This window comes from Myceligenerans cantabricum, assembly GCF_054777735.1.
The window spans coordinates 203,422-222,892 of record NZ_BAAHAJ010000011.1 but is presented as its reverse complement, the minus strand read 5'-3'; the positions used below and the strand labels follow the sequence as shown (position 1 = coordinate 222,892).

The 19,471-nt window shown below is 73.8% G+C and carries 15 protein-coding genes; 10 read left to right on the top strand and 5 right to left on the bottom strand.

Annotated features, from left to right (window positions below; genetic code table 11):
• Nucleotides 1–24: 24 nt before the first annotated feature.
• The 3 genes from ACYU96_RS15605 to ACYU96_RS15595 form a co-directional block, all read right to left on the bottom strand.
• Entirely contained in the window at nt 25–2,388 is a 2,364-nt protein-coding gene (locus ACYU96_RS15605) for a TPM domain-containing protein (RefSeq protein WP_460755385.1), read from the bottom strand.
• A gap of 153 nt (nt 2,389–2,541) precedes the next feature.
• The gene (locus ACYU96_RS15600; protein WP_460755382.1) at nt 2,542–4,230 is read right to left on the bottom strand and encodes a DNA repair helicase XPB; all 1,689 of its coding nucleotides are present in this window, start codon (nt 4,228–4,230) and stop codon (nt 2,542–2,544) included.
• A 123-nt stretch (nt 4,231–4,353) separates the two neighbouring features.
• The gene (locus tag ACYU96_RS15595; RefSeq protein ID WP_460755379.1) at nt 4,354–6,837 is read right to left on the bottom strand and encodes a helicase-associated domain-containing protein; all 2,484 of its coding nucleotides are present in this window, start codon (nt 6,835–6,837) and stop codon (nt 4,354–4,356) included.
• A gap of 276 nt (nt 6,838–7,113) precedes the next feature.
• Between ACYU96_RS15595 and ACYU96_RS15590 the strand changes: the two genes are divergently transcribed.
• Both ACYU96_RS15590 and ACYU96_RS15585 read left to right on the top strand, forming a co-directional pair.
• Entirely contained in the window at nt 7,114–7,491 is a 378-nt protein-coding gene (locus ACYU96_RS15590; RefSeq protein WP_460755889.1) for a cold-shock protein, read from the top strand.
• Nucleotides 7,492–7,501: 10 nt separating this feature from the next.
• Nucleotides 7,502–8,311 carry a DUF3027 domain-containing protein gene (locus ACYU96_RS15585; RefSeq protein WP_460755377.1) on the top strand — a complete coding sequence of 270 codons (810 nt, stop codon included), beginning with the start codon at nt 7,502–7,504 and terminating at the stop codon, nt 8,309–8,311.
• A gap of 1 nt (nt 8,312) precedes the next feature.
• Here the strand turns inward: ACYU96_RS15585 and ACYU96_RS15580 are convergent, their stop codons facing one another.
• The gene (locus ACYU96_RS15580) at nt 8,313–8,552 is read right to left on the bottom strand and encodes a DUF2530 domain-containing protein (protein ID WP_460755374.1); all 240 of its coding nucleotides are present in this window, start codon (nt 8,550–8,552) and stop codon (nt 8,313–8,315) included.
• 4 nt (nt 8,553–8,556) lie between these two features.
• Complete coding sequence (locus tag ACYU96_RS15575; RefSeq protein WP_460755371.1) at nt 8,557–9,120, bottom strand: arsenate reductase/protein-tyrosine-phosphatase family protein; 564 nt, start codon at nt 9,118–9,120, stop codon at nt 8,557–8,559.
• Nucleotides 9,121–9,429: 309 nt separating this feature from the next.
• Here ACYU96_RS15575 and ACYU96_RS15570 point away from each other — a divergent pair, with 309 nt between their 5' ends.
• The 8 genes from ACYU96_RS15570 (at nt 9,430) to ACYU96_RS15535 (ending at nt 19,459) form a co-directional block, all read left to right on the top strand.
• Nucleotides 9,430–11,241, top strand: a complete 1,812-nt coding sequence (locus tag ACYU96_RS15570) for a DUF4012 domain-containing protein (RefSeq protein ID WP_460755368.1) — start codon at nt 9,430–9,432, stop codon at nt 11,239–11,241.
• Nucleotides 11,242–11,334: 93 nt separating this feature from the next.
• Nucleotides 11,335–12,039 (top strand): LPXTG cell wall anchor domain-containing protein, encoded by a 705-nt coding sequence (locus ACYU96_RS15565; protein WP_460755365.1) that lies wholly within the window; start codon nt 11,335–11,337, stop codon nt 12,037–12,039.
• Nucleotides 12,040–12,173: 134 nt separating this feature from the next.
• Nucleotides 12,174–13,727, top strand: coding sequence for a sugar transferase (locus ACYU96_RS15560; RefSeq protein WP_460755362.1), 1,554 nt, complete (start codon nt 12,174–12,176; stop codon nt 13,725–13,727).
• 98 nt (nt 13,728–13,825) lie between these two features.
• A complete protein-coding gene (locus tag ACYU96_RS15555; protein ID WP_460755360.1) occupies nt 13,826–14,635 on the top strand; it encodes a glycosyltransferase family 2 protein in 810 nt (269 codons plus the stop codon).
• Nucleotides 14,632–15,627, top strand: coding sequence for a glycosyltransferase (locus ACYU96_RS15550; protein WP_460755357.1), 996 nt, complete (start codon nt 14,632–14,634; stop codon nt 15,625–15,627). Before ACYU96_RS15555 ends, ACYU96_RS15550 begins: the two co-directional genes overlap by 4 nt.
• A gap of 276 nt (nt 15,628–15,903) precedes the next feature.
• Nucleotides 15,904–17,610: a tyrosine-protein kinase domain-containing protein gene (locus ACYU96_RS15545; protein ID WP_460755354.1), complete on the top strand. Its 1,707-nt coding sequence runs from the start codon at nt 15,904–15,906 to the stop codon at nt 17,608–17,610.
• Nucleotides 17,611–17,630: 20 nt separating this feature from the next.
• On the top strand, nt 17,631–18,599 hold the full coding sequence (locus ACYU96_RS15540) for a sulfotransferase family protein (protein ID WP_460755351.1): 969 nt from the start codon (nt 17,631–17,633) through the stop codon (nt 18,597–18,599).
• Entirely contained in the window at nt 18,596–19,459 is an 864-nt protein-coding gene (locus ACYU96_RS15535) for a glycosyltransferase family 2 protein (RefSeq protein ID WP_460755349.1), read from the top strand. The genes ACYU96_RS15540 and ACYU96_RS15535 overlap by 4 nt, the downstream gene beginning before the upstream one ends.
• Nucleotides 19,460–19,471 lie beyond the last annotated feature (12 nt).

Genomic DNA, 19,471 nt, shown 5'->3' with positions numbered 1-19,471 from the left:
GCAGCAGCCCGGGCCGCGCCAGGGTCAGTCGCGGCCCGAGCCGAAGCCGGCGCCTCCGAAGCCGCCGCCGATCCCGCCGGTGCGCACCCGGCCCGAGGACCGGGTGAACACACCCAGCACGCCGCCGCGGCCCCCGGCGCCGGCACCGCGCCCGCGCCTGCCGTCGAGCACCAGGTTGATCCCCGCGAGCGGCATGCCCTCGGGTGCGTCGTCGGCCGTCGCGTCGCGGGTCGCGGCCGTGACCGCCTGGCGCGCGTGGACGTCTGCCCGGCGGGCCAGGTCCAGGGCGGTCCGGGGATCCGACGGGGCGGCGGTGCGTGCCTCGCTCGTGAGCCGGACCGCCTCGGAGTGGTGCGTGCGGGCCTCGGGCCCGACGACGCCGCGCCGGGTCATGATCAGCACGTCCCCCCGGCGGAGCAGCACGTCGAGCCGGCTGAGCGTGTCGCGCAGCAGGGCGGTCGCGCGGGCGTCGACCTCCGAGGGGTCCCGGCGGTCCGCGAGCGAGCGGTCCAGGGCGCCCTCGGCCGCGGCGACCCGCGCCAGCAGGGCGAACGGATCCGCCGACCGGCGGGTGATCTCGATCTGCTTGAGCGCGGACTGCGCCGCGGACCGGGCCATCATGACCCGCGGGTCGCCGCCGGCGGTCCGCTCGGCGTCGGCCACGTCCTGGGTGAGCGAGGCCACGGCCTTGTCCAGCCGCGGGGCGGCGTCCGTCAGGTCGGCCCGGGCAGCGTCGGTCTGCTGGAGCAGCCGCTCGGCCAGGTCCAGCGTGTGCTGCACGCTGCGGGCGGCCGCGGCGGCGAAGGGCCGGTCTCGCTTCGCGCTCGCCACGCGACCCGTGTCGATCGCCCGCCGCGCGTCCGCGACGAGACGGTCGGCCAGCTCCGCGTTGTCGGCCACCGGGGCGACGCTGTCGGCGGGGAACTCGTCGGCCAGGGTGATGAGCTCCTTGCGGGCCCGCTCGATCTGCCGGTCGAGCCCGCCGGCGCGCTGCCAGCACTCGTCGAAGACCTGGTTCGCCCGGGGCTTCAGGCCGCGCAGCTCCTCGAGCGTCGTCGTACCGGAGTCCAGCAGCGCGGAGGCCTCGGCGCAGCTCGCGAGGGCCGCGCGGGCGAGGTCGCGCCGGGCGTCGTCGTCGGCGGAGACGAGGTCGGCACGCAGGGCGAACGCCGACCGCGTCCGCGCGGTCGCCTCAGCGAGCACCACCTCCAGGTCGTGCGTGTTCCCGCCCTCCGCCTCCGCGCGCGCCACGTCGAGCTCCTGGGCGGAGGTGCGCAGGGCGTCGTCGAGGACGACGAGGGCGTCGTCGACCTGCGCGGCGAGCTCGACGTCGGACAGGTCTTCGTGGCCGTCGTCGTACGCCGCGGCGGGAACCGGAACCGGGGCGGCAGCGGGCGCCGGAGCAGGTGCAGGGGCGGGTGCGGGTGCCGGCGGGTCGGTGGGAGCCGTCGCCCCCACGTCGGCCGGTGCCTCCGCGGCACGGGCGTCCGCGTCGGCCGGTGCCTCCGCGTCGGCCCGGTCGCGGTCGTCGGTCCGGACCTCCTCGTCGGCGTCGGAGACCGGGATGCCCTCGTCCGCCGGGGCCGGCTCCTCCTGCTCCGGCCCTTCGTGCCGCGACCGGCGGTTGCGCAGGTACCACGAGGCGACGGCGATCGCGGCGCCAAGCGCGACGAGACCCAGGAGGGCGAGCGCGGCCTTCCAGAACGATCCGTCGGAGTCCTGCGTGGCGAGTGCCGCCTCCGCGGCGTCCGTCCCGGCGTCGGCCCACTCGCCGTCCGACACCGCCTCCTCGGACGCCGCGACGATGCGCGCGTGCTCCTGGCTGGACAAGGGTCCGTTCACGTCGACGGACAGGCCCTGGACGTGGTCCTCGGTGGCGATCGCGAGCAGGAGGTCCTCGGGTGCGAGGCCCGACTTCGTGGCCGTCGCGTCGGCCCAGTCCTCCGGAGCGATCCCGTCGAACGTCCCGAGGTACACGACGAACAGCCGCAGGGCCGTGTCCTCCTCGACGGCGGCGACCGCGTCGGTCACGCGGTCGAGCTCGTCGTCGGAGAGCGTGCCCTCGTCGTCCGTGACGGGGCCCTCGATCGTGATGGGCATGGCCGACGGCAGGATGTCCTGCATCGTCGCGGCCTGGACCTTGGCGGACAGGAGCGCCGTGCCGGTGGGCGTCGGCTCGGGGAGCGGGGTGGCGTCGTGGTCGGCCCGGACGTCGGCCTCCGCCTGGTCCGACGGCATCGTGCCGTTCACCGCGACCGTCGCGCTGCACAGGCCGATGAGGACGCCGCCGGCGATGACGCCCGCGAGGACGGTGCGCCGCGAGGACGCCGTCGGGGCGGGGGGATCCGGAATTCCCGGATGGCCTGCAGGAGCGGAGGACTCGGTCACAACACCGATGGTCACCCGGCCTCGCAGGGCCCGCAAATCGGAAAGGGCGATATGCGAAGTCCGCGCTACGTGCTTCTCCTCACCCTTGTACGAGCGCACAGCGGCGGCGGTGCGGTGTTGTCGGACCTCACCGAAAGGCGCCCGGCCGGGCGCTCAGTGAACCTCCTCGCCGAGGTCGAGGTCCTCCGCGTCCACGATGCGGTAGGCGTAACCCTGCTCCGCCAGGAACCGCTGGCGATGGGCGGCGAAGTCCTGGTCCACGGTGTCGCGTGCGACCACGGCGTAGAAGTGCGCGGTGCGCCCGTCCTCCTTGGGGCGCATGATCCGGCCGAGTCGCTGCGCCTCCTCCTGCCGCGACCCGAACGCCCCCGACACCTGGATCGCCACCGACGCCTCCGGCAGGTCCACCGAGAAGTTCGCGACCTTCGACACCACGAGCCGCGAGACCTCGCCCGTGCGGAACGCGGCGAACAGCTTCTGCCGCTCCCGCACCGTCGTCGTCCCCGTGATGAGCGGCGCGTCCAGGTGTGCCGCCAGCTCCTCGAGCTGGTCCACGTACTGCCCGATCACCAGGACCTGGTCGTCCGGGTGCCGCGCCGCGAGCTGCTCCACCACACGGTTCTTGCCCGCCGCCGACGCCGCCAGGCGGTACTTGTCCTCGGGCTCGGCCGTCGCGTACGTCATGCGCTCCGACTCGGGCAGCGTCAGCCGTACCTCCACGCAGTCCGCGGGCGCGATGTAGCCCTGCGCCTCGATGTCCTTCCACGGGGCGTCGAACCGCTTGGGCCCGATCAGGCTGAACACCTCGTCCTCCTTGCCGTCCTCCCGGACGAGCGTGGCGGTGAGGCCCAGCCGGCGCCGCGCCTGGAGGTCGGCGGTCATCCGGAAGATCGGCGCCGGGAGCAGGTGCACCTCGTCGTAGAGGACGAGGCCCCAGTCCCGGGCGTCGAGGAGCTCGAGGTGCGTGTACACGCCCTTCCGCTTCGTGGTGAGTACCTGGTAGGTGGCGATCGTGACCGGCTTGATCTCCTTCTTCGCGCCGGAGTACTCGCCGATCTCGTCCTCGGTCAGGGTCGTGCGCCGCACCAGCTCGTCGCGCCACTGCCGGGCGCTGACCGTGTTGGTCACCAGGATGAGCGTCGTCGTGCCCGAGCGTGCCATCGCGCCGGCGCCCACGATCGTCTTGCCCGCGCCGCAGGGCAGCACCACCACGCCCGACCCGCCGTGCCAGAAACCTTCCACCGCCTGCGACTGGTACGGCCGCGGCGCCCACTCGCGCGGCTCCTCGTCCGGCGTCCGCGGCCTGGTGACGGGCAGCAGCTCGATGGGGTGCGCCTCGCCGTCCACGTACCCCGCGAGGTCCTCCGCCGGCCAGCCGAGCTTGACCAGCACCTGCTTGAGGTGGCCCCGCTGGGAGGGATGCACCACCACCGTGGACTCGTCGAGCCGTTCGCCGACCAGGCCCGCGGTCTTCTTGCTCCGCAGGACCTCCGTCAGCACCGCCTTGTCGGTCGCCGTGAGGGCCAGCCCGTGCGTCGGGTGCTTGTGCAGCTGCAGGCGGCCGTACCGCGCCATGATCTCCGCGACGTCGACCAGCAGCGCGTGCGGCACCGGGTAGCGCGAGAACTCGATGAGGGTGTCCACCACCTGCTCGGCGTCGTGCCCGGCCGCGCGCGCGTTCCAGAGCCCCAGCGGCGTCAGCCGGTAGGTGTGGATGTGCTCGGGGGCGCGCTCCAGCTCGGCGAACGGTGCGATCGCCCGGCGTGCGTCCGCCGCCCGCGGGTGGTCTACCTCCAGCAGGAGCGACTTGTCGCTCTGGACGATGAGCGGACCGTCGGCCATGGGCTTCCTCTCGTTCTGTCGTGCTGCGATGCCCGGCTGTCCTGCCGCGACCTGTCGTGCCGCGGTGCCCGGCCGTGCTACCGCGGTGCCGGTGCCGTCGGGGCGTCGTCCCGCTGGTGCCCGTTACAGCGCCTCGTCGGCGGCCGCGACGCGGGCGATACGGTGCACCGCCACGGTGATCTCGGCGTCACGGGCCGGGTCCAGCGCGCGCAGCCTGCCACCGTCGAGCCGCAACGGCCGGAGCGTACGGCGCTCCAGCTTCCCGGCCGCGCCGACCACGTCGACCCGGACCAGCAGCCCGTCCCGGACCGCTTCACGCAGGAGGGCCAACCCGTCGGCGTGCGGTTGTGTTCCCGGCCCGCCCCCCGTCACGGCGTCCGACGGCGGCCGTGGCCGGGTCCGTCCCGTGCCGTCCCCCGGGTCCGACGGGGGCCGATCCCGGGAGGCCACGTCGTCGTCGGCCGCACGCAGCTCCGCGACCAGCACGGACAGGTCCGGCACCGAACGGGTCGGCGGACGGGTGTGCAACGCGTCGTGCGACAGGGCGCCGGCGTCCGACCGCGCGGACAGGGAGACCGCGCGGGCCGACCGGGAAGACGGCCGCCCGGACCCCACCAGGGAGTCGCCGGTGCGCCGGACGTCCAGCACCCGGCCGTCCGGCCGCTCCAGCGCCGAGACCAGCCCGCGCTCGCGCAGCGTCTCGTGCAGCAGGGCGGGCGCGACCGCGGCCACGAGCACCGTCGGCGCGAGCCGGACGAGACCGAGGTGGGCGAGCGCCGGATCGTGCTCCAGGCCGGCGAGCGTGACCTCGTCGGCGGCGCGCAGGTACGACGACGCCACGCCCACCCGCACGGCGCCGTGCCGCCGGGCCGTGTCGCGCACCAGGTACTCCAGCGGCTGCGGCACCGGGACCGGCGAGTGCCGGGCGAGCGCCGTGAGCAGGTCGTCAGCCGTGCGCCCCCGGTCCAGCGCGCGCGTCACCGACGCTGCCGAGAACCGCACCGTCGTGGCGGCACCACGGGACTCCGTGTCCGCCGCGACCTCGACGAGACGCGCCAGGTCCCCCGACGGCCGCCCCGGCACCACCCCCGTGAGGTCCCCCTGCAGCAACATCTCGTCGACCTCCTCGGGCAGCACGCCGCGCAGCGTCTCCGCCAGGTCTCCCGACCCGCTCAGCAGAGCACGGCCCGAGGAGGACAGCGCACCCGCGCCCGTGACGCCCAGCCAGGCCGCCTCGACGAGGAGGCCCCGCACCGCGTCGGCGGGCGGGGCGTTGCGGGGAGACTCCCAGGTGAGGACCGCCAGGACCTCGTCCGACGACAGAGCGCCCTCCGTCGCGGCGACGATCCGGCCGATCGCGGTGCGCAACCGCGGGACCCAGCCGCGCTCCAGGTCCGGCGAGAGCGCGGACCGCAGCGTGCCGCCCTCGTCCCGCGTCCCCACGCGCCACGCCGTACGGCGCGACGCGAGCCAGGCCCGGGCGAGCACGGCCCAGCGGCCGGCATCGTCCAGGTCTTCCCAGCGCGCGTCCACCGGGACGAACGACGGTTGCAGGCCCGCGGAACGATCCGCCGCCGCACCGTCGTCCCGGATCAGCCCCGCCTCCGCGGCGAGCTCCGCGACGAACGCCGCGTCCGCGTCGGCGCACTCCAGCCGCAGCGCGAGACGGCGCAGGTCCCGCACCCCGAGACCGCCCGACCGCAGCACGCGCGGCGGATCGTCCGACCAGGCCGACCGCAGCACAGTCACCCGCCGGACCAGCTCGAGCGCGGCGCTCGCGGACTCGGCCGCGACGGTCGCGCCGGGGATCTCGCGGCCCGTGGGCGCGGGGCGCAGCGCGGGCGAGCGGTGGGTACGGCCGTCGCGCAGCGTGAGAGCCACCTCCTTCGGCAGGAGGACGTGCTGCGAGTCGGCGCGCGCCAGCAGGCCCTGGTCGATCAGGGCGTCGACCGCCGCGCGCTGCCGGGTGCCGCCGGGCGGGACACGCCCCGCGGGTGGTCCCCAGGCGAGCGCGTCCAGCACGGCGCGCTGCTCCGCCGGTGTCTCCCGGACCTGCTCGGCGAGGTCCGCGGCGTCGTCGGTGTCGCGGAGCGCGGGCCCGAGGCCCGCGGGGTGGTGCCCGAAGACCTCGTCGAGGCCGGGGGACGCGCGCAGGACTCCGTCGTCGTTCCAGAGCAGCGCGGCCGTCAGCGCGGTCTCGACGGCGACGTCGATCTGCTGCCGCGTCGCGGGAGGGACGGTCGTGACGTCGGGCGCGGCCGTGGTCCCGGCGGCGGACGGGTCTGGCGGTGCGGCGCCGTCGTCCGTGCGCGGGTTCCGGGGGACGGCGCCGACGGCGGCGGGGACCTGGTCGCGGGAGACCGTGCCCAGGGCGGTGACGGCTTCGACGACCTGCACGACCAGGGCGTCCACCTGGGCCAGGGACCGCTCCAGCGACGTGTGGCTCGACGCACGGGCCGCCAGGGAGCGGAGTGTGGCGGGTGAGGGGACAGCCAGGTCGCCGCGTGCGTGCAGCAACGCGACGAGCGCGGCGTCCGAGCGTTGCCGGAGGTCCTCGGCGAAGCGCCGGGTTGCCGACGCGGGCGCCTCGTGGAGCGATGAGGCCATTGGCAGCCATGCTACGTGGCGCACCTGGGAGGTGGCGCGGGTGCTCGGACAGCGGGCGGCCGGGTGCGTCTTCTCTCGTCCACGGCCTCCGTGGGCGCCGCGCGGGTGCCGCCGCGTCGTCCGGGAAGGTTCCACCCGGTATGAATGCGACGGGCGCTGCGCCGGACCGGTAACCTTGAGCCTTGGCCTGTAGTTCTCCACGCCCGCGTCGGGGAGCTGCGGCCGCCCCAGGTCCGTATGGCGGGTCCGCTCGCCGCGCAGCAGGAGAAGGTTCAGGTGCCCACCGGCAAGGTCAAGTGGTTCGACGCCGATCGTGGCTTCGGTTTCATCGGAAGCGACGACGGCGGTGAGGTGTTCCTCCATGCCTCCGCGCTGCCCGAGGGCGTGGCACCCAAGCCCGGCGCCAAGGTCGAGTTCGGCGTGGCCGACGGTCGCAAGGGGCCGCAGGCCCTGGCCGTCCGCGTGCTGGACGCGCCGGTGCAGTCGGTCGCCAAGAACAAGCGGACGTCGCCCGACGACATGTCCGTGATCGTCGGCGACCTGCTCACCGTCCTGGACGCCGCGGCAACCAGCCTGCGCAAGGGCCGCTACCCCGCCAACTCGGAGAAGATCGCGAAGATGCTGCGCAAGGTCGCGGACGACTTCGCAGCCTGACCGACCACCCGTGAGGCCCACAGTGACGACGACAGCACCCGCCCGGCGTGGTTCGACCCGCCGCACCATCCGGACCAGCCGCGACGCCGTGCTCAACGGCGCCGTCGAGCTGGCACGCGCCGCAGCCGAGGAGGTCGCGGAGCACCCGTCGGACGTCGGGGAGCATCTGGGCACGTCCCTGGACGCCGACCGTGTCGTCTCGCACCGCTTCGCCGCGGCGATGCGCGGCTACCGCGGCTGGCACTGGACGGTGACCGTGGCCCGCGTGCCGCGCAGCCGGAACGCGACGGTCTCCGAGGTGGAGCTCCTCCCCGGCGACGAGGCGATCCTGGCCCCCGCCTGGGTCCCGTGGTCCGAGCGGCTGCGTCCCGGGGACGTCGGTTCGGGCGACGTGCTGCCGTTCCGCGCCGACGACCCGCGCCTGGAGCCCGGCTACCGGCCGAGCGGGGACCCGGAGATCGACGAGGTGGCGATCGACGAGCTCGCGCTCGCCCGCGCGCGGGTCCTGGCCCCCGAGGGACGCGACGCGGCGGCCGAGCGGTGGTACCGCGGCTCGCGCGGCCCGACGTCGGCCGGCGCGGTGGCCTCCGCGTCCGACTGCCTGAGCTGCGGCTTCCTCATCCCGCTCGCCGGCCCGATGGGCCAGCTGTTCGGGGTGTGCGCGAACGAGTGGTCGCCCGACGACGGCAAGGTCGTCTCGCTCGACCATGGCTGCGGCGCCCACTCGGAGACCGACGTCGAGGCCCGCCCGAGCGACTGGCCGGACCAGGCGCCCCTGCTGGACGACGGCGCGGTCGAGGCGGTCGCCGCCGAGGACTGACTCAGCCCCCGTGCCTGCGGGCCCAGAGAAGGCCCGGCACCCCCAGGGCGAGCCCCGTGGCGCAGACGGCGACCGCGGACCAGCTCCCGGCGCCCGCCAAGACCATGACGAGTGCCACGACCAGCCCGGTCGTCCAGATCAGCATGCCGCCCAGGAGCACGCGCGTGAGATGCGTGCGCGGGGCGGGGGGACTCGGGTGGCGGCGCTCCGGGTGCGCCAGGAGCTCGATGATGGTGGGCACAGGATCAGTCTAGGGAGATCGCCCGCAGGGTCGGGGCCAGGCCGCCGACGATCTGGTCGAACGAGGCGCGATAGGTGGAGCCGGACTGGCCGTAGGGGTCGACGACGTCGTCGTCGTGCCGCCGGCCGGCGTGCCGGGGGCGCTCCAGGAGGGCCAGCGGGACGAGCGTGGCGAGCCGGGCGGCGTCGTCGGGCAGGGCGGACGGGTCGAACGTGCCGGGCGGGACCGTGCTCGCGAGCCGGCCGAGCTCGCGCAGGGTGAGGGTGCGGCGGACCGCCACGGGGAGCTGGTCCACGATCCAGGCGCGGTGCCGCGTGGTGAGTGCGAGGATGAGGTCCGCCTCGCGGATCAGCTCGGGGGTCGCCTGGCGAGCGGCGAACCGGGAGACGTCGGCACCGGCCGCGGAGACGAGCCGGGCCATCTGGTCGGGGACGGGCCGGCCGACGAGCGCGCTCGTGCCCGCGCTCGTCACCCGGACGGAATCGTCCAGGCGGCTGTTCAGCAATGCCGCGGCGGCGGGGGAGCGGCAGATGTTCCCGGTGCAGACGGTGAGCACGTTGTAGGGCATGGTGCGCAGGCCTATTCTTCGGATTCGGCATCGACGGGTGGTTCTTCGGATTGTGAAACCCGTGCATGTCGGTGCTATCACACTTGCGCAGGACCGGCTGCCGACGCGCGGGTAACGTATCGCGTACCGGCATATTCTGCCGGAGGTATCCAGTTGAATGTCCGAATTCCGGGCGGGGGGCCTGTGACACATCCGGGATGGGGCGAGAAATGGGCCGGTGCGCCACAGCTCATCGCAGAACCGGGCCGTGAGTCCGGGGCCCCAGGAGAAAGGCCCGGTCACCGGCGGCCGCCGTCGGGCGGGCGCTGGGTGCGGCCGCCGGTCGAACCGGTACGGTTCTGGAGCCCGGCCCGCAGGAGAGCACTGCGCGCCGCGCTGTGGGCGGCGGCGGGGGTCGTGCTCGTCCTCACGCTCGTGGTCGCGTGGGTCGCGGTCGACGCGTTGCGGGCGCGCGCCGCGCTGACCGACGCCGCGGACGGCGTCGCGACGCTGCGCGAGGACGCCCTGGCAGGGCGGACCGACAGGCTCGACCGGCAGGTGGCGGCCCTGCAGAAGGACGCGGAGCAGGCCCGCGGCGCCACCCGGGGTCCGCACTGGTCCGTGGCGCGCGAGCTGCCGGTGGCCGGCCCCACGGTCGAGGCGATCTCGACGATGTCCGAGGTGGTCGACGAGCTGGCACGCGGCGCGCTACCCGATCTCGCGCGGAGCGTGGAGCTCACGGACCCGGCGACCTTCGCCCCGCAGGAAGGACGGATCGACCTGAGGCCGCTGCGGGCGGTCGCGCCCGACGTGGTGCGCGCGGACGAGTCCGTGGGGCTCGCGGCCGAGCGCGTCGAGCGGCTGGACGGGGCGATGCTTCCGCAGGTCGGCGATGCCGTCGATGAGCTGGGCGGTCAGCTGGACGCCCTCCGGTCGACGACGGCGACGGCGGCGCGGGCGGCGGACGTCCTTCCGCCCCTCCTCGGTGGCGACGGGCCGCGGGACTACCTGGTCCTGGTGCAGAACCCGGCCGAGCCCCGGGCACTGGGAGGCATCCCGGGAACCGTGCTCGTGCTGCACGCCGACGGCGGCACGGTGACTCTCGAGGACCAGATGCCGGGCGGCATGCTCGGACCGTACGAGAAGCCCGTGCTCCCGCTGACCGCCGACGAGCTGGGTGTGCTGGGCAGCCGTGGCGAGGTGGGGCGCTGGATGCAGAACGTGACGATGACCCCCGACTTCCCGCGCGCGGCCGCGCTGGCCGGCGAGATGTGGCTGCGCGAGACGGATCAGCAGGTGGACGGGGTGCTCACGGTCGACCCGGTGGCGCTCGCCGCCCTGCTGCGCGACACCGGGCCGGTCGACGTCGCGCCGGGCGTGCAGGTCGCGCCGCCGAAGCTCGCGGACTACCTGCTGAACGACGTGTACTTCGAGTACGACGACCCACGGGCGCAGGACGAGATCTTCGCGGCGGTCGCGGAGCAGGCGTTCGACCGGCTCGCCGCAGGCCAGGACGTGGGCGACGGGGGCATGGTGGACGCGCTCGCCGAGGCGGCGCGCCAGGGGCGGCTGCTCGTGTGGTCGAGCGACGAGGCGGTGAACCGCCGGCTGGCCGGAACGGTCCTCGACGGGTCCCTGACCGGCGTCCGCGGGGACTCGCCGGTGGTGGGCGTGTTCACGCAGGGGGTCAACATGGCCAAGATCGCCTACTACCTCGACACCGAGGTGGACGTGACCGTGGCCGACGAGCGCCAGGACGGCTCCCGGGAGCTCGAGGTCACCGTGACCTACACGTCGATCGTGCCGGAGGGCGGCGTCGCGGAGATGCCGGAGCACGTGCTCGGACGCGACGAGGAGAAGCCCGGGGAGATCCGGGTGCGCTCCTTGCTCTACGCCCCGGCGGGCGGATGGATTGCCGGTGCCTTTTCTGGTGATGAGGAAATCGGACTTACCCCTAAGAAGCAGGGCGAATTCTCGGTGGCTTCCCGAAACATTGACCTTTCGCCCGGCGCGACATCATCGGTGTCCTATGTCATGATCACCGGGAAGCATCAGTCCGGAGATGTCATTCTTCGTGTAACTCCGGGCCCGAGGCCCGCAGATATCACGATCTCGAACCGCGTTCCGGGCAAAGCTGAATGACGTCGATCGGGTGCCGGCCATTCTTTCTGGGCCCGAGGTCAGGTGTATCACGCACCTTCACGCAGCAGAACGCAATCACAGGGGAAAAGAGCAATGCTTCGACGCATTATCGCCGCTGCCTTCGCGCTCGCGGCCCTCATCATGCCCGTCGGTGCGACCAGCGCCATCGCTGGCGAATACGGCCCGGACGAGTACCCATGCACCATCGAGCTGCCCAACGGGGTCGTCGAGGAGGGGTCCACCGTCACCGCGACGGTGACCTGCACCGAAGACACCACCGGCACGATCATCCTCACCGCTGACGACGGCGCCTCTGACGACGCCGCCGGCGCGGACACCGCGGGCACCACTTTCGCGGCGGGCGAGTCCGCCGGGTTCGCAGGTGCGAACGTGGCCGCCGCCGCTGTACGGACCGCGCTGTTCGTGGGTGCGGACATGGCCGCCACCACCCGGAGCGCCCTGTCCGCGGTCGTCCACCGGAGTGTCGCCGACAGTGACACCATCGACAGCGCGGACCTCGACGTCGCCGCTGGTGAGACCGCCATGTTCACGATCTCGGACCTGGCTCCGGGCGACTACACGATCCGGGTGGTCGACGAGGACTGGGAAGACCTGGCCGACCCGGCGAGCCTGACCGTGACTGCCATGCCGTCGGACCACGACGGCTGGACGCCGGGTGCCGGCGAGCTCGCCGCCACCGGTGCGACGGGCGTGCCGTACCTGGCCGTGGCCGGCGGCCTCCTGGTGGCCGGTATCGCCGCTCTCGTCGTGACGCGCAGGGCACGCAAGAAGGTCTGACCGCGACCGCAGGGCCGCGGCGATCGTCGCCCGGCCGACCGATGGAATCCCTCACCGGGCCGTGCGCCGTCTCCCCCTGCCAGGGGCGTAGCGCACGGCCCGGTGACCCGTAGCGAGTGATCTCGGGGAAGAACGTGACGATCGAGAGAGACGCCGTGCCTGTCTCCGCCGTGGATCGCACGACGAAGGTGCTGAAGGAACAGTTCCCGGCGCCACCGGTGCACACGAAGAGCCCGGACGCGTTCCACATCGACATCCCGCGCCCGCGGCGCGGTGCGGCCGCCCGCTGGCAGGACGGCCTCAACGCCCGGGCGCTGCTCCACGACCTGATCGCCGTGAGCCTCGGCGTCGGCCTCGGATACTTCCTGCGGTTCGACAGGGCCGTCGAGGTGGACCTGCTCGAACCGCGCGGCGGGCTGTACGTGCTGCTGAGCGTCGTGCTCGTGGAGGGGTGGGCACTCGCGCTCGGCCTCGCCGGGTCGCGGCGGCCGGAGGTCCTCGGGTCGGGCCGCGAGGAGTATGTGCGCGTGGTCCGCGGGTCGCTCGCCCTGTTCGGGCTGCTGGCGGTGATCTGCTTCCTCGCGAAGTTCGACCTGGCGCGCTCCTATGTGGCGGTGACGCTTCCGGTGGGGCTCGCGCTCGTGCTGCTCGGACGCTGGCTGCTGCAGCGGCGCCTGCACGAGCGACGCCGGCGCGGGGAGTGCCGCCGCCGCACCGTGCTGGTCGGGTCGCGCGAGGCCGTCCGGGACCTGGGGCGGCGGATCGAGCGCGCGAGCAGCGCGGGTTTCGAGGTCGTCGGTGTGTGCGTGCGCGGGGGTGTCGGGTCGGCGTCGCCGCTCGACGGCGTGCCGGTGCTCGGCAGCGTCGGGCAGGCCGCCGAGGTCGCGGCGCGCGTCGAGGCAGACGCGGTGGCGGTGACCGCCCACGAGGACGCGACTCCCGCCGCGTTGAAGCAGCTCGCCTGGGACCTGGAGTCCACCAGCGCCGACCTCGTGGTGGTGACGGGGCTGGCAGACGTCGCGGCCCCGCGGCTCGTCGTCACGCCCGTGGACGGTGCGCCGATGGTCCAGCTGACGCATCCCGGCTACACCGGGCTGCAGCACGCCGCCAAGCGTGCCTTCGACCTGGCCGGGGCGGTGCTGATCCTGGCGGTCGCGCTCGTGCCGCTCGCCGTCTGCGCCGCGCTCGTGAGGCTGACCTCACGCGGGCCGGCCTTCTTCCAGCAGCAGCGCATCGGACTGAACGGCGCGCCTTTCACGATGTACAAGCTGCGGTCCATGCGCCAGGGCGCCGAGGGGCAGCTGACCGAGACGCTCGGCGCGGAGGCGGGCGTCTTCTACAAGCCGAAGGACGATCCGCGCGTGACGCCGATCGGGCGCTTCCTGCGCAAGTACTCGATCGACGAGTTCCCGCAGCTCGTCAACGTCCTCAAGGGCGACATGAGCCTCGTGGGGCCGCGCCCCCAGGTCGCCGACGAGGTGCGGCAGTACGACGCCATGTGGAAGCGCCGGCTGTTCGTCAAGCCCGGGCTGACCGGGCTGTGGCAGGTCAGCGGGCGGAACGACCTGCCGGTCGACCAGAGCGTGCGGCTGGACCTGTACTACGTCGAGAACTGGTCCCTGCTCGGGGACGTGGGGATCCTCCTGCGTACGGCGCGGGAGGTCTTCCTGCCGAGCGGGGCCTACTGACCGGGGGCCGGCGCCCCGCACCGGGGCCGCTGGCGCCCCGCGCCCTGGTGCCCGTCCGGGCGCCGGTGTGATCCAGCAGAGACCAGAGGAGTGAGTCCGTGGGCCCTGACGGCGACGTCACCCTGATCACCGTGACCTACAACAGCGCGCGCACGCTGACGGAGTTCTGGCGGGACCGGCCGTTCGGCCGCTACCCGTGGATCGTCGTCGACAACGCGTCGACGGACGGCTCCGCGCGGATCGCCCGGGCGATGGGAGCGCGTGTGCTGGAGCTGCCCGCCAACCGCGGGTTCTCCGCGGCCAACAATCTCGGCGCCGCCGCGGCCGACGCCGACGTGCTGATCTTCTGCAACCCCGACGTCACGGTCACCGAGGACGGGATCGCCGCGCTCGCCGACGGCGCCCGCCGGCACGGTGGCATCGTCGCGCCGCAGCTGGTCAACGGTGACGGGACGCTGCAGGAGAACGGCCGGGGCACGCCCTTCCTCACGCGGAAGGCGAAGCACCTCCTCCGCCTGCCCGACGCGCGGTACCAGCGCTTCGCGCGACGGGGCGAGCTGGTCGGCGTCGTGTGGGCGATGGGCGCCGCGATCGCGATCACGCGGTCCGCGTTCGAGGCCCTCGGCGGCTGGGACGACAGGTTCTTCGTCTACTACGAGGATGCCGACCTGGGCGTGCGGGCCTGGCAGAACGGGCTGGGTGTGCGCATCGACGGCGACGTGCGCTGGCAGCACGGCTGGGGGCGCGAGACCGGGCGGGGCTTCTCGGCGCGGGCCTGGCGGCTCGAGGTCGCGGCCGCCTGGCGGTTCTACCGGAAGCACCCGTACTGCCTCGTCCCGGTCGGCCGGCGTGCCGAGCAGCTGCACCGGGTCGACTCCGCGGGCCCGTTCGTCGGGGCGCGCGCATGACCGCCGGTGCGGGGGAGAGCCGCGCGGCCCGGAGGCGGCGGAACGCCGTCCCGCTGGTGTCGCTCGCGATGACCGTGCTGAACGAGGAGCGCAGCCTCCCGGCGTTCCTCGAGTCGTTGTCCGCGCAGACGATGCTGCCCGACGAGGTGGTCGTCGTCGACGGCGGGTCCACGGACGCGACCATGTCCCTCCTGCAGGCCTGGGGCGAGACCGCGACGGTGAAGCTGACCCTCGTCGAGTCCGCGGGAGCCAACATCTCCGAGGGCCGGAACCTCGCGATCGAGCGTGCCCAGCACGACCTGATCGCCGTCACCGACGCGGGGACCCGGCTCGACCCGGGCTGGCTCGGCGCGCTGCTCGCGGCGAGGACGGACGACGTCGACGTCGTCTCAGGGTTTTTCGAGCCCGTGTGGAGCTCGTGGCACGAGCGGCTGTTCGCCACGGTGCTGATGCCGCTGCCCGACGAGATCGACCCGGAGACGTTCCTCCCGTCCAGCCGCTCGCTGCTCGTCACCCGGCACGCGTGGCGCGTGGCGCAGGGCTACCCGGAGTGGCTCGACTACTGCGAGGACCTGGTGTTCGACCTCGAGATGAAGCGCGCCGGGCTCCGCTTCGTCTTCGCGCCCGCCGCGGTCGCCCGCTGGGCCGCCCGTGACACCTGGCGCGGGTACGTGAAGCAGTACTACAGGTACGCGCGCGGCGACGGGAAGGCCGGCCTCTGGCCGAAGCGGCACGCCCTGCGCTACGGGGCGTACGCCACCGGGATGGTGGGTCTGCTCGCCCCGCACCCCCTGGTGGCCCGCCCGCTGCTCGTGCTCGGCTTCCTCGGATACTGCGCCAGGTACTTCCGCCGCGCCTGGCGGCGGCGCCCGCACGGCGTGCTCGGGACGCTCCGCCTCCTGGCGGCGGTCCCGGCCGTGGTCCTCACGGGCGACGTGGCAAAGATGCTCGGCTACCCGGCGGGCCGGGCCTGGCGCCGCACCAACCGTTGAGTGCCCGTGATCGGTCGGGCACGGCGCGTCGCGTCCGGCAGAAATGCATCGAGGATCGGACGGGTGTGATGCCGGAAGGAATTCCTCCTCGGGTGCTTTCCTCGCGAAGGCGTGGGTCACCGTCGGCGTGGTCGGGGCCGGTGCGCAACGCCTTGTCGACGCGCGGTCCCGAACCTGTCGGGATACGCTCCCCAGCGGGAGGCGGGCGATTTTTGCGCCGCGCGGAAAAAGGCGCTCCCGTCGGATTCTTCTGTCTACTCCGGGCCCGGAGGCCTCATGGGACTGGCTGAGTATCTCGGCATTCTCCGCAAGTACTGGATGACCATCGTGGCGACCATTGCGGCGGCTCTCGTGCTCGCCGTGGTCGTGACGATGCTGGCGACGCCGCGCTATCAGGCGTCGTCCCAGGTCTTCGTCTCCGTGCGGGGCGGAGAAGACTCGGTGAACGCGCTCGTGGCCGGCCGGAACTTCTCGGCCGAGCAGGTGACGTCGTACACCGAGCTGGTGACCAGCCCTCGGGTGCTCGAACCCGTGATCGAGGAGCTCGGCCTCGCGGACACCCCCGCGTCGCTCGCGTCCCGTGTCTCGTCCGACCGGCCCAAGAACACGGTGCTGATCAACATCGCCGTCGACGACGAGTCACCGTCGATCGCGGCGAGCGTGGCGAACGGCATCGCGGACAGCCTGGCCACCGTGGTGGCTGAGCTCGAGACCGAGGAGGGGAGCAGCACCTCCCCGGTGGAGGTCAGCACGATCCGTGAGGCGACGTCGCCTGTGGTGCCGGCCTCGCCCCGCCCGGCGCTGAACATCGTGCTCGGACTGCTGGCGGGCCTCGTGGTGGGCATCGGGATCGCGGTGCTGCGCGACCTGCTCGACACCCGGGTCCGCACCCCGCACGACGTCGAGACGATCACCGGCGCGTCCGTGATCGGCACCATCCCGTTCGAGGCCGGGACGTCCACGCGGCCGTTGATCGTCTCCGACAGCCCGCAGGGCCAGCGCGCCGAGGCGTTCCGGCGCCTGCGGACGAACCTCCAGTTCCTCGAGGTCGGCAGCAGCTCACGGTGCTTCGTCGTCGTCTCGGCGCTGCCGGGGGAGGGGAAGTCGACGACGTCGATCAACCTGGCGATCGCGCTGGCCGACGCCGGTTCGCGGGTCGCGGTGGTGGACGGCGACCTGCGCCGCCCGAGCGTCTCGCGGTACCTCGGGCTGGAGGGCTCCGTGGGTCTCACCACCGTGCTGATCGGCAAGGTGGAGCTGGAGGACGCCATGCAGCCGTGGGGCAACGAGAACCTGCACGTGCTGCCGTCGGGCCAGATCCCGCCGAACCCGAGCGAGCTGCTGGGGTCGGTGCAGATGGTACGGACCATCGAGCGGCTCACGCAGCAGTACGACGTCGTCCTCATCGACTCCGCACCGCTGCTGCCGGTGACCGACGGCGCGATCCTGGCGAAGATGACGGGTGGTGCGATCCTGGTCGTCGGCGCGGGCGTCGCCCACAAGGCGCACGTCCACGAGGCGGCCGGAGCGCTCCGTACCGTCGACGCCGACCTGGTCGGCACGGTCCTGAACCGGAGCGAGGTCGCCGAGCGGTCCAGCTATCGGTACCAGTACTACTCGAGCGACGACGACTCGCCGTCGGGCGGGAAACTCGGCGACGAGCGCGAGAGCGTGCTCGGCCTGCCGAGCCTCGCCGGCCTGGGGCGGCTCGGGCGCCGCGCCGTCCGGCGCCCGGCGGGTCATGGCACGGGCCGGGCGGCTCCGGCCGTGAAGGACCCCGTCGGCAGCCGGGCGTCGGGCGCCGCGAGCAGGGCGGCGGAGGCCGCGCGGCGGGCGGTGGACGCGAGGGCGGTGGGCCGCGCCACCACGGCGGAGCGGGCGGCCGACGACGCCGCCGCCGCCCGCGCGTGGCCGGCACGGCGCCCGTGGGCGAAGAGTCTGCCGGGCCGGCTTCCGTGGCCGCCCGTGAACTCTCCCCACTGAGGCGAGCAAGGAGCAGCAGAGTGATTGCGCAGATCGATCGAGAGTACGTGCGGACCGCCGGGTTCTCCCCGGCCCTGCGCCGGCTCGCCGCCTACGTGTTCTTCGAGGGCCGTCCCGCCGTGGTGCGCGGGCAGTGGTTCAACCCGGCGGTCCGGACGAACCTCGACGTGGGGCTGCATCTCGGGCTCCGCGGGACGGTAGACCGGCCGGTGTTCGTCGTCGGGATCGGGCGGTCCGGGACGACTCACCTGAGCCGGCTGCTCAGCGCGCACCGCGACGTGGCGTGGCTGAACGAGCCGAAGATGATCTGGAACCTGGTCCACGGCGGCGAGGATGTGAGCGGCTTCTACGCGCCGCGCGGACGGTTCCGGCTCGACGGGGACGATGCGACGCCGGAGGTCCGGGAGCGGGCCGAGAACCTGTTCGGCTACTTCCTGGCCACGGTCCGGGCCGGCCGGCTGGTCGACAAGTACCCGGAGATGACCTACCGCATCCCGTTCCTGCGGGCCGTGTTCCCGGACTGCAAGATCGTCGCGATCGTGCGCCGCCCGGACGACTTCGTCAGCTCGGTCCTGGCCTGGAACGAGCGCAACGCCCACGACGGCCAGGACTGGTGGGGCGTCGCCGACAGCAAGTGGGACCACATGCGCGCCGAGCTGGTCCCGGCCGACGCGGCGGTCGACGCGGCGCTGGCGTCGACCGGCCGCGCGGCGGGCCCGGCGGAGAAGGCCGCCGCCGAGTGGGCGCTGGGCATGCGTTCGATCCTCGCCGCGGGCGACGCGGTCGACGAGATCGTCCGCTACGAGGACCTGGCGCTGCACCCGGCGAAGACACTCGAAGGGCTGCTGGAGACCTGCGAGCTGGCCCGCAGCCCGCGTGCGCTCGAGCTCGCCCGGCGGACGACGTCGAGCAGGCTGCGCGAGGAGCGGGCGGACTTCGGCGCGCTGGCCGACGTCGTCGCCGGCACCCGGGAGGCGATCGGCGTATGAGCGAGGAGCCGGTCATCTCCGTCGTCATCCCCTGCCTGAACGGCGCCGAGAGCCTCCCGCGGCAGCTCGACGCGCTCCTGGCGCAGGAGGTCGACAGCGCGTTCGAGATCGTCGTCGCGGACAACGGGTCCACCGACGCGAGCCGCGACGTCGTCGCCGGCTACACCGCCCGGGACCCGCGCGTCCGGGGCGCCGACGCCGGCCGGGTGCGCGGGATCAACCACGCCCGCAACATCGGGGTGGAACATGCCCGCGGCGCGTTCGTCCTGCTGTGCGACTGCGACGACGAGGTGCAGCCGGGCTGGCTCGCGGCGATGGACCGGGCCCGCGCGGACGGCCGCCCGTGCGTCGGGGGAGACCTGATCCGTGAGCTGCCGGACGGCACTGTGACCGTCCGGGAGAGCGGAGTCGAACGCGTCACCTGGCCGGACGTGCCCCGGCCGTTCGGCGCGAACTGCGGGTTCGCGCGGGAGGTCTGGGAGCGGCTCGGCGGCTTCGACGAGTCGTTCCGGGGCGGGGGAGACGAGTCAGACTTCTTCTTCCGGGCGCACCTCGCGGGTTTCGCGACGACGGCGGTGCCGGGCGCGGCGGTCCGCTACGTGGAGCGCGACGGCGTGCGGGCGATCGCGCGGCAGTACTTCAACTACGGCAAGGGCCGGGCGAAGCTCCTCAGCAAGTTCCGGCGGCACGGTATGCCGCGCCCGGCGCCGTGGCGGTTCCCGCTCGTGGTGGGCGGCGCGCTCGTCTTCATCCTGGTCGGGGGGCAGGGTGGGGTGCAGCGGCGGCGCGGCATCGGTCTCGTGGCGAACCGCGCCGGCCGGGTGGTGGGCAGCTGGCGCGAACGGACGCTCTGCCTCTGAGGGACCGACCGG

Bases quoted from the DNA above. Each gene is read 5' to 3' on its own strand.
- ACYU96_RS15575 (WP_460755371.1), bottom strand. From the start codon at position 9,120: ATGCCCTACAACGTGCTCACCGTCTGCACCGGGAACATCTGCCGCTCC.
- ACYU96_RS15600 (WP_460755382.1), bottom strand. From the start codon at position 4,230: ATGGCCGACGGTCCGCTCATCGTCCAGAGCGACAAGTCGCTCCTGCTG.
- ACYU96_RS15545 (WP_460755354.1), top strand. From the start codon at position 15,904: ATGGGACTGGCTGAGTATCTCGGCATTCTCCGCAAGTACTGGATGACC.
- ACYU96_RS15550 (WP_460755357.1), top strand. From the start codon at position 14,632: ATGACCGCCGGTGCGGGGGAGAGCCGCGCGGCCCGGAGGCGGCGGAAC.
- ACYU96_RS15595 (WP_460755379.1), bottom strand. From the start codon at position 6,837: ATGGCCTCATCGCTCCACGAGGCGCCCGCGTCGGCAACCCGGCGCTTC.
- ACYU96_RS15565 (WP_460755365.1), top strand. From the start codon at position 11,335: ATGCTTCGACGCATTATCGCCGCTGCCTTCGCGCTCGCGGCCCTCATC.
- ACYU96_RS15535 (WP_460755349.1), top strand. From the start codon at position 18,596: ATGAGCGAGGAGCCGGTCATCTCCGTCGTCATCCCCTGCCTGAACGGC.